The sequence below is a fragment of the Lactococcus formosensis genome (assembly GCF_018403745.1).
Classification (GTDB): Bacteria; Bacillota; Bacilli; order Lactobacillales; family Streptococcaceae; genus Lactococcus; species Lactococcus formosensis.
In genome coordinates, this window is sequence record NZ_BOVP01000003.1 from 296333 (window position 1) to 310043 (window position 13711).

The window sequence follows — 13711 nt, forward strand, 5'->3', positions numbered from 1 at the left end:
GAATCTTATGCTTACAATGGGATTTATCGGATTTGGAAAATCAGCTAATCGTTACCACCTTCCTTATGTTATTCTACGCGAAAACATCAAGGTTAAAACAATTTTTGATTTACACATTAATGAGGAACTAGCAGCACCATATATGGAAAAGGGTGTGCATTTCACAACAGATTTAGAAGAAATGCTGAAGGATGACGACATACAGCTTATTACAATTTGTACACCAGCTCACACGCATTATGAGCTTGCTAAAAAAGTAATTGAAGCTGGAAAATCAGTAATCGTAGAAAAACCTTTTGTCGATACATTAGAACACGCCAAAGAATTACTCGCGCTAGGTAAAGAAAAAGGCGTTATGGTGGCGCCATATCAAAATAGACGTTTTGATGGGGACTATTTGGCAGTCAAACAAGTTATTGAGTATGGCTTGCTTGGAGACATTCTTGAAGTGGAGGCTCATATTGATTACTACCGTCCAGGATCAATGACAGAGGGGGGACCAAAAGAAGCAGGTGCGTTTTATGGTTTAGGTATCCACTCTATTGATAGACTCGTGGCACTTTTTGGGCGTCCTGAAGCAGTAACTTATGATATTAGAAACAATGAAGTTGCAGAAGCAGTAGATAATTATTTTGATGTTGATTTGCACTATGGCAACCAATTAAAAGTTAAAGTAAAAACAAATCATCTTGTGGCACAAGATTATCCAAGATTTATTGTTCATGGAACAAAAGGTTCCTTTATTAAATACGGAGAAGACCAGCAGGAAAATGATTTGAAAGCTGGAATTATGCCAGAAGTTCAAGATTTTGGGGAAGATAGTCCTATGAATTATGGTCTCGTTAAATACCAAAATGCAAATGGCGATTGGATTGAAAAACAAATAAAAACTCCTGTTGGCGATTATGGTCGTTATTATGATGCTGCCTATGAAACCATTATTAATGGTGCTGAAAAACTAGTAAAAGATGAGGAAGTCATCACGAATATTGAAATTTTGGAAAACGGTTTTAGTCAATCTTCTCCTTCAGTTTACCGTTTAAACATGTTGAATTAGGAGATAAACATTATGAAGAGAATTTTAGGATATGAAGCTTCTGATTTTACACGAGAGAGTACATCAAAAGAACTTAAAGAAGCTATTTTAAAAGCAGAAGGACGCACACTACTCGTGGATCTAGCTGCAGAAAATGTACCACTCTATCCAGAGGTTACAAATGGTGAAATGGCGGCAGCTTTCGGTGCAGATTTATTACTTTTGAAAGATATTGATGTGCAAAAGATGGATATTCCTGGTTTAGGAGAAATTAAGAATGTTTCAGAGTTACGGAAGTTAACAGGAACAGCTGTTGGTGTTAATTTAATTATCAAAGATACCGGACCTGAATATAAGAGAGTGACAGAAACATCGATAAAGGAAGTTCTTCGCAAAGGAATAAATTTCTTATCGTTAACAGCATATGTTACGCCTGAAGCAAGCCCAGAGCGTATCGTAGCGGATATTAAGCTGGTACGTCGTTTCTATAATGGTTTCTTAATGCTGAATCCCGTTGTCTCACATGGCTTAGATTTGGTTTGGGAAAACTTAAAAGCCTATATTGATGCTGGAATTGATATGATTGATTTACCTGCTCCTGGGGCTGTACCAGGTACCACAGAAGAACAGATCGCACGATTAGCCTTTGCGATTAGAAAAACAGGAACTTTGGTGGACTGTGTGGTTGGAACTTCACAAGAAGGCGCGGATAAAAATACGATTCAAAGTTTAGCTTTGGCGGCTAAACGTGTGGGTGCAGATGTCTTTGAACTGGGAGATGCTGGTGTAGCTGGGATACCTGCTCCCGAAAACATTTTTCACGCTTCTATGAGTATTCGAGGAAAACGTCACACTTATGTGAGGATGGCGCGCTCAGCCAATCGCTGATAAAGTAAAAATCATAAGTGACTGTCACTTATGATTTTTACTTTATTTTCCTAAGATATTGTGTAATAATAATGAGAATGTCAGTTTATGAGGTCGGTATATGAAAAAGAAACAGCCAAAATATTTAGTAATTTATGAAGACGTTAAGGAAAAGATTTTGTCTGGTCACTATCCTATCAATTCTAGGATTGCGGATGGTAATACCTTAGTGCAAGAATATGACGCAAGTTTAATGACCGTGAAAAAGGCACTCGATATCCTTGTGTCGGAGGGCTTTTTGATTCGTCGTCGAGGTTATGGCACGATCGTCAAAGATTGGACCAAGGGCAAAAAAGCACACCTCTATGCAGTTGAAGGCTCTTCTAAACGTCATTCGGGTCAGATGGAATCAAAAGTTTTAACTTTTGAAGTCGAGCATCCAGATGTAGATATCGCTAATAAATTATCCATAGATGTGGACGATTTCATATATCGTATCGAGCGGATAAGGTATATCAAAAAGGTACCAACGATTATTGAATACACTTATATGCCAATTTCTATTATTCCGCAATTAAAATATTCCCATCTTACGGGTTCCATTTATAAATATATTTTGGAAGAACTTGGTCTTGTTATACAGAGTTCCTTTCTTAATGTTAAAGGTGTACGTCCTAATGCTTTAGAAAAACAGACTATGCATCTTACTGATACAGATTTCTTGATGCAAGTCGAGCAAGTGGCTAATCTCGAGGATGGGCGTATTTTTGAATATTCGATTGCTCGTCATTTGCCTGAGTCATTTAACTTTGAGACAGTGATTTTTAACAACTAAATACAGGACAAAACTTACTTTTAGGTTCCTATATTACTCAAAAGTAGGTACTATACAAATAGGAAAATCTCCTATATAATGAAGGTAGTACAGATGTGAAGCTAATGAAGGAGAGATTAATCAGATGGATTTAAAATTAACAAATAAACTCGCTTTAGTAACTGGCTCGACCAAAGGCATTGGACGAGCGATTGCTGAAAGTCTTGCGGCAGAAGGTACGGATGTTATTATTAATGGTAGATCTTTAGACGTTGTAGAAAAAGTAATTGAAGAACTTGGCCAAAAATACCCGAATAGAAGGTTTTATCCAGCAGCTCATGATTTATCAATGGAAAATGAACGCCAAGCTCTTTTTCAAGCTTTTCCAGAAGTTGATATTTTAGTCAATAATATGGCGATATTTAATGATGCGAAATTTGAAGATATCGAATTAGACGAATGGCGTCGTTACTTTGAGGTTAATTCAATCTCAGGGATTGCTTTAGCTCAATTTTACCTTCCTCAAATGAAGACAAAAAATGCTAATGGGCGTGTCATTTTTATCGCATCAGAAGCAGCAATTATGCCAAGTCCAGAAATGCCGCATTATTCTATGACCAAAACGATGAATCTGTCTTTGGCAAAATCCTTAAGTCGCGAAACAGCAGGTACTACAGTAACGATAAATACAGTAATGCCAGGATCAACATTAACTGAAGGTGTTGAGAGTTTATTGGCTTCACTTTACCCAGAGATAGAGTCTGTTGAAGAGAGAAGTCGCGCCTTTATGTTGAACAATCGTCCAACATCAACGATTCAACGTTTGATTCATCCTGAAGAAATTGGTAATTTTGTCGCTTATGTGGCAAGTCCTCTTGCAGGCGCTTTTTCTGGCGAAGCCCTTCGAATGGACGGTGGACTTGTTCCGACGATTTTTTAAACAAAGAAAAAACATTGGCCTTGACCAATGTTTTTTTATTTACGATAAAGTCGTGTTGAATTTTTTAATTCTGCCAGACTATAACGCATAGGGTCAGAGAAAGTTTGATCAATATGTGCGTCAAGACTTTTTGAGAACATTTCTTCATATTCTGGAATAGTGAGTTTTTTGCGCTTATCTAAAAGGGCTTGATGCTCTGACTTGCGGAGATGTTGCTCAAAGCCTTCAACCAACTGGCCAGAGAAAAATTCGGCAACCGTTCCAGAGCCATAGCTGAAGAGCCCAATCTTATCATCTGCTTTTAAATTTTCAGCATTTTCTAGTAAGGAAATTAAACTGAGATAAAGCGAACCTGTATAAAGATTTCCTACACGACGATTATATGTGATTCCTTTCTCATATTGCGCGAGAAGATGTTCCTGAACTTCAGAACTTTCACCTTCAAGTTGAGGAAGAAGTGCTTTTTTCCCCATCTTGGTATAAGGGGTATGGAAAGCCAGGGCAGAAAAATCAGAGAAACCTAGTCCAGTACGACGTGCATACTCTTGCCAAACTTTAGCAAAGGCCTCAATATAAGTGGCATTTGAAAACTGTCCATCAACAGTTGGATAAATATCACCAAAAGGACGCCAGAAGTCATAAATATCTTGCGTCAAGCTGACAGAGTCATCATTGAGTGCTAAAATCTTAGGGTCAGCTGTGATTAACATGGCTACGGCACCAGCACCTTGTGTGGGTTCACCACCTGTATTTAAGCCATATTTAGCTATATCAGTCGCAATAACGAGAACTTTACGGTCTGGATGACGATAAACATGGTCTTTTGCCATTTGCAAGCCAGCAGTTGTCGCATAGCAGGCTTCTTTAAGTTCGATAGAACGCGCAAAAGGCTGAATATCAAGTAAACCGTGAACAACAACAGCAGAGGCTTTTGACTCATCAACGGAAGACTCTGTTCCCACAATGACCATATCAATTGCTTGCTTGTCTTCTTCAGTCAGAATTTCAGCAGCTGCATTGGTCGCAAAGGTGATGAGATCTTGGCTGATCGGATTGACGGCCATTTGGTCTTGTCCAATACCGATATGAAATTTAGCAGGATCGATATCACGCGCAAGCGCTAAATCAGTCATATCTACATAAGTTTCAGGAACAAAAAAGGCAAGTTTGTCAATACCAATATTCATATATATCCTCCAGTTTATATGCTTTATAAATTTGTATGTTTAAGCTCCAATTTTAACATAAAAGATTAAAAATTGGAAAAAACTTTTGACTATTTGGACGAGAAATGTGCTATACTTGGCTTATGAAAGAAATAGTAATTATCGATGCGCTTCGTACGCCTGTCGGAAAATATGATGGTGCTCTGTCAGATAAGACAGCTGCAGAACTGGGTGTTCATGTAGTTAAAAATCTACTTGAACGTCACGAAGATATTAAAGATGACGTTAAACAAGTGATTTTTGGCAATGTACTTCAGGCTGGTACAGGGCAAAATATTGCACGTCAAATCTCAATCAATAGTGGTCTATCTCACCATGTCCCAGCTTCAACTGTGAATGAAGTCTGTGGTTCTGGTATGAAGGCAGTGATTCTCGCTAAACAACTTTTACAACTTGAGGAAGCAGATGTCGTGATCGCTGGGGGAACAGAATCAATGTCTCAATCTCCAATCATCCGCCACCGTAAATCTGGTGAAGAAATTCTTACGATGATGTCTGAAGGTTTGACAGATGCCTTTAACGGTGAATCTATGGGCTTGATTGGTGAAACAATCGCCGAGCAATTTGAAGTTAGTCGTGAAGAACAAGATCGTTTTGCTCAACGTTCACAAGAAAAAGCCTTAGCTGCACGTACAGCAGGCGCATTTGAAAAAGAAATAGTGCCGTTTTCAGACTTAGCAGAAGATGAGACGATTCGTGCGAACTCATCACTAGAAAAACTATCTTCTCTTCGTACTGCCTTCAGCGAGAATGGTAGTGTAACTGCAGGTAATTCATCACCAGTAAATGATGGTGCGTCCGCTTTAATTTTAGCAAGCAATGATTATGCTGAAGATAAAGAGCTTCCAGTTTTGGCAAAATTATTGGCCAGTGAAGAAGTGGGAATTGATCCTGAAATTATGGGAGTTTCACCGATTAAAGCTATTCGTCAGTTGCTTGAACGTACAAAGTTGGATATTGAGGATATTGATGTATTTGAAATCAATGAAGCCTTTGCCGCTTCTAGTGTAGCTGTAAATCAAGAGCTTAATATTCCAGAAGAAAAAGTGAATATTTACGGGGGCGCTATTGCTCTAGGACATGCCATTGGTTCATCAGGAGCCCGTATTTTGACAACTTTAGCTTATGCGCTTCAACGTGAAAATAAGCGTTATGGTATTGCTAGCCTTTGTATCGGTGGTGGCCTTGGTTTAGCTGTCCTCTTGGAAAACCCTAATTTAGTTTAATCAATGAATATGAAGAAAAAATTTTACCAAATGAGTCCAGCAGAGCGTCTGGATTTTCTTGACTTAAAATCAGAAACACAACAAATTTTAGAAGAAACAGTGCTTGATGCGAACTTAGCAGACAACCTTATTGAAAACCAAATCAGTGAATTTGAGTTACCAATGGGTTTAGCACAAAATTTTGTCATTAATGGCAAAAGGTATCTTGTCCCAATGGTTACCGAAGAACCTTCTGTGATTGCAGCTGCAAGTAATGGTGCAAAGATAGCTGGAGAATTTCAAACAGTACTTGCAGAGCGGTTAATGCGGGGGCAGATTGTTTTTTATGATGTCGAGCAGGCAGACCAATTAATGCAGACTATTGAAGAAAATCAAGCGGGGATTTTTCATGCTGCAAAAGAAGCTTATCCCTCCATTGTTAAACGGGGCGGTGGTTTACGACACGTGAGCAGCAGGGCTTTCGAAGCAGAAGGTTTTGTATCCGTTGATTTTAAAGTGGATGTGAAAGATGCAATGGGAGCAAACATTGTTAATGCTATTTTGGAAGGTGTTGCTAACCTTTTTCGCACATGGTTTCCAGAGCAAAAAATCTTGTTCAGTATCTTGAGCAATTATGCTACAGAGTCCTTGGTTAAAGTCAGTTGTGAAATTCCCGTTAAGCGACTGAGTAAGGGAGATAATGGACAAGAAGTTGCTGAAAAAATTCAGGCAGCTTCACGTTTTTCTAAAATAGACCCTTATCGTGCAGCCACACATAATAAAGGAATTATGAATGGAATCAATGCAGTTGTTCTCGCCACAGGAAATGACACACGCGCTGTAGCCTCAGGAATTCACGCTTATGCAAGTAAGGAGGGGAGCTACCAAGGTCTGGCGGAGTGGTATGCAAAAGATGGGATACTATTTGGAAGTCTTGAGCTACCATTGCCAGTGGCCACAGTTGGTGGCGCAGTAAAAGTTTTACCCAAGGCTCAAGCAGCTTTAGAACTCTTAGAAATTACAGAGGCAAAAGACTTAGCACAGGTCATTGCTGCAGTGGGCTTATCGCAAAACTTGGCGGCCTTACGTGCCTTAGTTTCTGAAGGGATACAGCAAGGACATATGAGTTTACAAGTCCGTGCTTTAGCAATGACAGTGGGTGCTAAAGACGAAGAAATCACTATTTTAAGTGAAAAACTCCGCCAAGAAAAGGTAATGAATCAAGCGATAGCCGAAAAACTTTTGCTGAAAATCCGTCAAAATAATAAATAACAGTGCTGTCAAGTTTTTTTCTTGACAGGATGGAATTTTATGCTATAATAGTGAAGTAATAAAAAATAGAAATAGGAAATATAACATGTCTGTAAAAATTCGTTTAACTCGCATGGGTTCAAAGAAAAAACCTTACTACCGTATCAACGTTGCTGATTCACGTTCACCACGTGATGGTCGTTTCATCGAAACAGTTGGAACTTACAACCCACTTGTAGCTGAAAACCAAGTAACTTTGAAAGAAGAACGCGTTATGGAATGGCTTAACAATGGTGCACAACCATCTGATACAGTTCGTAACATCCTTTCAAAAGCTGGCGTTATGAAAAAATTCCACGAACAAAAATTCAGCAAATAATATTAAAAGCGGCTTAAGCCGCTTTTTGTCAATTTCACAATAATTTGGACGATTTTAGTCAGAGTAGAGGTAAGAAATGCAAAAAGATGTGAAAGAACTTGTAATGACAATTGTAAAACCTTTGGTCACAGAACCCGATGCTGTTTCATTGGAAATTATCGAAGGTGAAGAATTTATGGAGTACCATTTGGAAGTAGCGGAAGCTGATATTGGTCGTATCATTGGCCGTCAAGGACGTATCATTCAAGCAATTCGCACAGTCGTTTACTTTGTACCCGTTGAGGGTAAAAAAGTTCGCCTTTTGGTGGATCAATAAGATATTAAATAAAAGAGCGCAGGTCATAAATCTGTGCTTTTTTATTTAATATCTTGGATTTTTGGAAAAAAACTAGACAATTTTAAATTTGGTTTAAGGAACAGTTAACTCACAAATAAGAAAAGAATAGTATATTAAAGATACAACTTTGAAAAATTGCTAAAAGGTTCTGAAAATGGGAATAAGAGGGATAACACTATGATTAAGCTATATACCGCGGCGGCCAACTCATCATCACAAAAGGTAAGAAAATGGCTTATGGATCATCACCTAGAGTTCCAAGAAATCAATCTCACTAAAGATACACTTACAAAGGAGGAAGTTCTTGCAATCTTTTCCTTAACAGAGGAAGGCTCTGATGATGTGATCACCCGTCGAGGTAAAGCCATTCAAAATTTAAAAGAAGACTTCTATTCTTTGACGATTCAAGAACTGATTCAAGCAATCGTTGATAATCCCCTTCTACTTCGTCAGCCATTAATCATAGACAATAGCCATTTGCAAGTCGGCTACCACGAAGAAGATATCCGCAAATTTTTGCCTCGAGAAGTACGGAAAGTTATGATTGAAGACTTTGCTAAAAAAAGAAAATTATAAATAAATCAGTTATATTCTTCTGATTTTTTTGAGACGTTCCCTTTCACAGGAGTGGCTTAACGAAGAATTTTGAAAGCAAAGCGGATGAAGATTGTAAGCAAATATAGACAGCAAGTTTGCCCCCTCTTAAGGAAAATTCCTAGGTGTTAAATAGGAAATAGGAATATGTAAGATAAAATTTACAGCTTACTTGGCTCTAAAAAATTAAAAGAAGTTAAAATAAGTGAGAGTGTCCAGGAAAAGTGTTGCAAAGTATAGTAAATAAAAGCATCTAGATTTCTAGTGCTTTTTTCGTTAAAAATAAGTGCTAAAGCTTGTTAGCTTAAAGAAGAAGTGGAGTAGGTAGGACCAGTAAATTTTTTGCTATAATAGACAATAGAGAATTTTTAAGAAAGATTAAAATATAAAGGGGACAATCTATTGACGGTAAATCTTATAATAATAGTATTAATGATTGCTTTTACAGCTTTCTTTGTTGCATCTGAATTTTCTTTAGTCAAAATACGTAAAAGTCGTTTAGAAACATTGGCAGCTGAAGGAAACAAACAAGCAAAACTAGCTATTGTTGTTGTAGAGCATTTGGACTCTTACCTGAGTGCCTGTCAGCTTGGGATTACACTGACTTCTTTGGCTATTGGTTGGGTTGGTGAAAGCACGATTCATGCCTTGCTTGCGCCTGTGATTCTCTATCTACCACTGCCTAATACGATTGCAGAAAGCTTTTCAATTGTTCTAGCTTTCTTACTGATTACTTTTGTTCACGTCGTAATTGGTGAATTGATTCCGAAATCACTTAGTATTTCTAAGACAGAATCTGTCGTTTTAGCAGTTGTAAGACCTTTGCACTATTTCTACAAGGTGACATATCCCTTTGTTTGGCTGCTGAATGTTTCCGCAAGTTCTATTGGGAAACTCTTTAATCTTAGCCTAGCTTCAGAAGGAGAAGAAACACATTCGGAAGAAGAACTTCTTTTGATAGCTAACCAGAGTTTTGCTAAAGGTGAAATTAACGAAAAAGAATATGAGTATCTCAATAAAGTTTTTGAATTTGATGATTTATTAGCCAAAGAGATCATGGTCCCTCGTCTCGACATGGAAACAATTGCTTCTAGCACAACGATTAAAGAAGCACTTGAGTTTGCTATCGAAAAGGGACATACGCGTTTCCCAGTAATTGGAAAATCTAAGGACAATATCTTAGGTTATGTGACTCTTCAAGCTCTTATTAAAGAGTATCTTGTGTCACCAATGCAGAAAGTGCATATGATAGCTCAAGAACCGATTGTCTTTATTGATACTATTCCAGTAAAAGTTTTACTCTCACAAATGCAAAGTGAACACAAACATTTCGCAATTTTGTCTGATGAATATGGTGGAACCAGCGGTTTAGTAACGATTGAAGATATTCTGGAAGAACTCGTCGGTGATATTCAAGACGAGCAGGACCATGAAGAAGAAAATATTGTCGAAGTTGAATCCGGAATTTATCATGTCAAAGGCAAGACACCTTTATCTGAAATTGAAGATAAGTTTGATATAGATTTTGATAATCCTTCGTCAAGCAATACTATCAGTGGTTATATCATTAATGCTTATCTGGAAAATAGAGAGGAGCTTAACGTGGGGAGTATTAAAGTTTTGAATGCTCTTCAAATAAAGATTCTTGAAATGGATAGAGTGACTCCAAGTGAGTTAGAAATAACCAAAGTAGACAAACTCACCTAGATTTTGATGAATTGAAAGATAATAAAGAGCTCACATCAAAAATGTGAGTTTTTTTGATAAAAACTTAAAAAAGGGTGTTTATTATATTTTGTGTACTTTTTAATATTTTCTTGACAAAATATATGAGACGTGATAGAATTTTATTGTTCATGTGAAAACAAACACAAGGAGAGATTATGAAAATTTGGACAAAATTAGGATTGTTAGCCATTCTTGGCCTTTCATTGACGGCATGTGGGGGAAATGCTCAAAATAAAAGTACTTCTTCAAGTTCATCAGAAAAAGCTGATACTAAGGCGGGTGCCAGCAAAACTATGACTTATGCAGAGCCATCAAGCTTGAAAAAAAGCTATGATGTCATCATCGTTGGTTCTGGTGGTGCAGGGATGACTGCAGCTATCGAGGCGAAGGATGCAGGGATGAATCCTGTCATTCTTGAGAAAATGCCCATAGCTGGAGGGAATACTTCTAAAGCCTCTGCTGGATTGAACGCTTCAGAAACATCTGTTGAAAAAGCACAAGGTGTTACAGACTCAAATGATAAATTTTATGAAGAAACGCTTAAAGGTGGTGGAGGAACAAATGATAAAGAACTCCTTCGTTACTTTGTCGATCATTCTGCAGCAGCAGTAGATTGGTTAGCACAGAATGATATAGTCCTTGATAATTTAACGACTACCGGTGGGATGAGTGTTTCTAGAACGCACCGTCCACATGATGGTTCAGCTGTCGGAGCTTATCTTGTTAAAGGATTAGAAGAAAATATATCTAAACGTGATATTCCAGTTTTTGTTAATAGTGATGTGACAAAAATAAATGAAAAAGACGGAAAAGTCTCAGGTGTCGAAGTTAAAATCGAAGGTGAAACAAAACAAGTTGACTCAAAAGCTGTCGTTGTAACAACAGGTGGATTTGGTGCCAATCAGAAAATGATTGCTAAATACCGTCCTGACTTGAAAGATTATGTCACAACTAATGCCGCTGGCTCTACTGGAGATGGGATTGAGATGATTTCCGCTCTTGGAGGTGCTTTGGTTGATATGGATAAAATTCAGATTCACCCTACTGTTTTCCAAAAAACAGGATATCTTGTATCTGAATCAATTCGTGGTGAGGGAGCGATTCTTGTAAACAAAGAAGGTAAACGTTTCTACAATGAAATGGATACACGTGATAAAGTTTCAGCAGCTGAACTTAAACAAGATGGCAAGTATGCTTATGCTGTTTTTGGCGAAGGAACCAAGGATAAGGTTAAGGCGGTAGATCAATATATCTCTAAAGATATGGTTGTTGAGGCAGATAATGTTGAGGAACTTGCGAAAAAACTTGAGATAAAACCAGAAGAGCTCAATGCAACAGTGACCAAATGGAACAAAGCAGTGGCCGATAAAAAGGATTCAGAATTTGGGCGTACAACAGGGATGACTAATGATATTTCTGGCAAAGTTTATGCGATTAAAGTTGCACCAGGAATTCATCACACTATGGCTGGCGTAAAAATTAATACACAAACACAAGTTCTAAAAGAAGATGGTCAACCAATAAAAGGTTTATATGCCGCTGGAGAAGTTACAGGTGGCTTGCACGGAGGTAATCGTATCGGAGGAAATGCAGTAGCCGATATCATTATCTTTGGACGTCAAGCTGGCCAAGAATCTGCAAAATATGCAAAAGCTTAACATATATTTTCACTTGAAATAAAAAACATCCTAAAAGTTGGATGTTTTTCTTTTTATAAAAGCTTTATTTTTCTCAACCAATACCAGACACCACCACTAAGGGCGAGCGAAATCGCCAAAACTAATAGGAAACCAAAGGAAAATTCTTCAAAGGGAAGTTTAAGATTTATACCCCAAAAGCCATAAATCATGGTTGGTATAGTCAAAACGATAGAAATTTCGGTGAGAGTTTTCATTATGGTATTGAGACGGAAGGAACTTAGATTGTTGACCATTGTATCTAAGCTAGCAAGATATTTATTATAGGCTTGAGTAAGCTTTTTTAAACTGTCTAAATTTTCCTCAAGTTTTATAATGCCGCTATGTTCATTTTCGTCTAAATTCAAAGTATTTTTTTCACGCTTAAAAAATTCTATTATTTTGTCATCACTATCATAGGTTAGAGATAAACTGATTAAATATTTTTTGAGTTGAAGTAATTGACTGAAGAGTGAACGTGTAGGACCATTCTCATTAATTGAGGTTTCTAATTTTACAATTTTATCCCTAATTTTTTGCGCATCTTCTGTCATTTTAGCAAGAGCTGCGTTAATCAAGCTAATCAAAATTTCTTCGGTTTTTAATTCCTTCTGGCAGTCTTTAAGGAATTCTAAGATGAAGTCTTCTTTCTCTTCAGTAATGATTATTACTGAATGTTCACGCTTTAAAATAAGTAGAGAGTCAACCATATGCTCAAATTCAGCCTCCTTCCTCTCTCTTGGATAGAGAAGAAGTAAAGTGATGTATCCATTTCCATTTTCTCCCTTATTAAAGAAATAGTTAGCCTCCTTTTTATCATAAAACAAAGAAGAGAGATCCTGATGATATTGATTATTTAGATGTTTGAAAAATTGACGGTCAGATTGATAAAAGTAAAATAAGGTATTATCCTCTTCACTTTCAAGGGGAGCTATTTTAGAAGCATCAACTTCTAAAGCTTTAAGGATTTTATATTTAAACATTGACTTTCCTCCAAAAAGAGTCACTTCCAAAAGTAAAACAAGATATGATAACCAAAAGGCCCCTATCATAGAGGCCAACTTAGAAGTTAGATTTTAAGAAAGATGCGGAAATGCTTACTCTACTCTCCCATTTTCAGGCGTCATGTCGTCAACTTTATCTTTTACTTTATCGACTTGTTTTGAGGTAAATTTTCCTGTCGTTTGCGCGGCATCAACCACACGATCTTGGACGGTTACTTCGTCATCTTTTTGTTGCTCTTTTGTCTTAATGTCTGTAACTGTTACATTAACTTCTACAACATCTAGGTCCGTCATGTTTGCAACTTCTTTACGGATAACATCCTTAATTTGGTTATAAATTTCTGGAACATTTTTACGGTATTCTGTGATAACTTTCAAATCTACTGCAACTTGTGTTTTGCCCACTTCAACATCAACTCCAGAAGTTACGTCATCCGTATTTACAAGTTTTCCAGTTAAGTTAGAGAAGAAACCACCTTCGACAGCCAGTAAGCCATCCACGGTTTCTAAAGCTAATCCTACAATTTTTTGGACCACTTTGTCTTCGTAAGTTAATTCTCCTTTGATATCCTGAGTATTTTCGTGGTTATTAGAAGCAGTATGCTCAGTTTCGGCCATTGTTCCAAAGGGTTTCATGTTTTCTTGTACCATTTA

General features: G+C 37.4%; 14 protein-coding genes. 11 read left to right on the forward strand and 3 right to left on the reverse strand.

Features of this window, described 5'->3' with window-relative positions; genetic code table 11:
• Positions 1 to 7 precede the first annotated feature (7 nt).
• From KJS37_RS04830 to KJS37_RS04845, 4 genes are all read left to right on the forward strand, one after another.
• Entirely contained in the window at positions 8 to 1057 is a 1050-nt protein-coding gene (locus KJS37_RS04830; RefSeq protein WP_213496120.1) for an oxidoreductase, read from the forward strand.
• Positions 1058 to 1069: 12 nt separating this feature from the next.
• Positions 1070 to 1924: a DUF7916 family protein gene (locus tag KJS37_RS04835; RefSeq protein ID WP_213496122.1), complete on the forward strand. Its 855-nt coding sequence runs from the start codon at positions 1070 to 1072 to the stop codon at positions 1922 to 1924.
• A 100-nt stretch (positions 1925 to 2024) separates the two neighbouring features.
• Positions 2025 to 2738, forward strand: coding sequence for a GntR family transcriptional regulator (locus KJS37_RS04840; protein ID WP_213496124.1), 714 nt, complete (start codon positions 2025 to 2027; stop codon positions 2736 to 2738).
• Between the two features lie 124 nt (positions 2739 to 2862).
• The gene (locus tag KJS37_RS04845; protein ID WP_096368113.1) at positions 2863 to 3657 is read left to right on the forward strand and encodes an SDR family NAD(P)-dependent oxidoreductase; all 795 of its coding nucleotides are present in this window, start codon (positions 2863 to 2865) and stop codon (positions 3655 to 3657) included.
• Positions 3658 to 3692: 35 nt separating this feature from the next.
• Here the strand turns inward: KJS37_RS04845 and KJS37_RS04850 are convergent, their stop codons facing one another.
• Positions 3693 to 4844 carry a hydroxymethylglutaryl-CoA synthase gene (locus tag KJS37_RS04850; RefSeq protein WP_096368114.1) on the reverse strand — a complete coding sequence of 384 codons (1152 nt, stop codon included), beginning with the start codon at positions 4842 to 4844 and terminating at the stop codon, positions 3693 to 3695.
• A gap of 122 nt (positions 4845 to 4966) precedes the next feature.
• Between KJS37_RS04850 and KJS37_RS04855 the strand changes: the two genes are divergently transcribed.
• The 7 genes from KJS37_RS04855 (at position 4967) to KJS37_RS04885 (ending at position 12035) form a co-directional block, all read left to right on the forward strand.
• The gene (locus KJS37_RS04855; RefSeq protein WP_165711494.1) at positions 4967 to 6109 is read left to right on the forward strand and encodes a thiolase family protein; all 1143 of its coding nucleotides are present in this window, start codon (positions 4967 to 4969) and stop codon (positions 6107 to 6109) included.
• Positions 6110 to 6118: 9 nt separating this feature from the next.
• The gene (locus tag KJS37_RS04860; protein WP_213496126.1) at positions 6119 to 7360 is read left to right on the forward strand and encodes a hydroxymethylglutaryl-CoA reductase, degradative; all 1242 of its coding nucleotides are present in this window, start codon (positions 6119 to 6121) and stop codon (positions 7358 to 7360) included.
• Between the two features lie 85 nt (positions 7361 to 7445).
• Positions 7446 to 7718 carry a 30S ribosomal protein S16 gene (rpsP, locus tag KJS37_RS04865; RefSeq protein ID WP_004256337.1) on the forward strand — a complete coding sequence of 91 codons (273 nt, stop codon included), beginning with the start codon at positions 7446 to 7448 and terminating at the stop codon, positions 7716 to 7718.
• Positions 7719 to 7794: 76 nt separating this feature from the next.
• Complete coding sequence (locus tag KJS37_RS04870; protein ID WP_004256341.1) at positions 7795 to 8034, forward strand: KH domain-containing protein; 240 nt, start codon at positions 7795 to 7797, stop codon at positions 8032 to 8034.
• A 198-nt stretch (positions 8035 to 8232) separates the two neighbouring features.
• Positions 8233 to 8631 (forward strand): Spx/MgsR family RNA polymerase-binding regulatory protein, encoded by a 399-nt coding sequence (locus KJS37_RS04875; RefSeq protein ID WP_017370110.1) that lies wholly within the window; start codon positions 8233 to 8235, stop codon positions 8629 to 8631.
• A gap of 420 nt (positions 8632 to 9051) precedes the next feature.
• The gene (locus tag KJS37_RS04880; RefSeq protein ID WP_213496128.1) at positions 9052 to 10356 is read left to right on the forward strand and encodes a hemolysin family protein; all 1305 of its coding nucleotides are present in this window, start codon (positions 9052 to 9054) and stop codon (positions 10354 to 10356) included.
• 176 nt (positions 10357 to 10532) lie between these two features.
• Complete coding sequence (locus tag KJS37_RS04885) at positions 10533 to 12035, forward strand: flavocytochrome c (RefSeq protein WP_096368119.1); 1503 nt, start codon at positions 10533 to 10535, stop codon at positions 12033 to 12035.
• A gap of 53 nt (positions 12036 to 12088) precedes the next feature.
• Here the strand turns inward: KJS37_RS04885 and KJS37_RS04890 are convergent, their stop codons facing one another.
• Both KJS37_RS04890 and KJS37_RS04895 read right to left on the reverse strand, forming a co-directional pair.
• The gene (locus tag KJS37_RS04890) at positions 12089 to 13036 is read right to left on the reverse strand and encodes a magnesium transporter CorA family protein (RefSeq protein ID WP_213496129.1); all 948 of its coding nucleotides are present in this window, start codon (positions 13034 to 13036) and stop codon (positions 12089 to 12091) included.
• A 114-nt stretch (positions 13037 to 13150) separates the two neighbouring features.
• Positions 13151 to 13675 carry an Asp23/Gls24 family envelope stress response protein gene (locus tag KJS37_RS04895; RefSeq protein ID WP_240246768.1) on the reverse strand — a complete coding sequence of 175 codons (525 nt, stop codon included), beginning with the start codon at positions 13673 to 13675 and terminating at the stop codon, positions 13151 to 13153.
• Positions 13676 to 13711 lie beyond the last annotated feature (36 nt).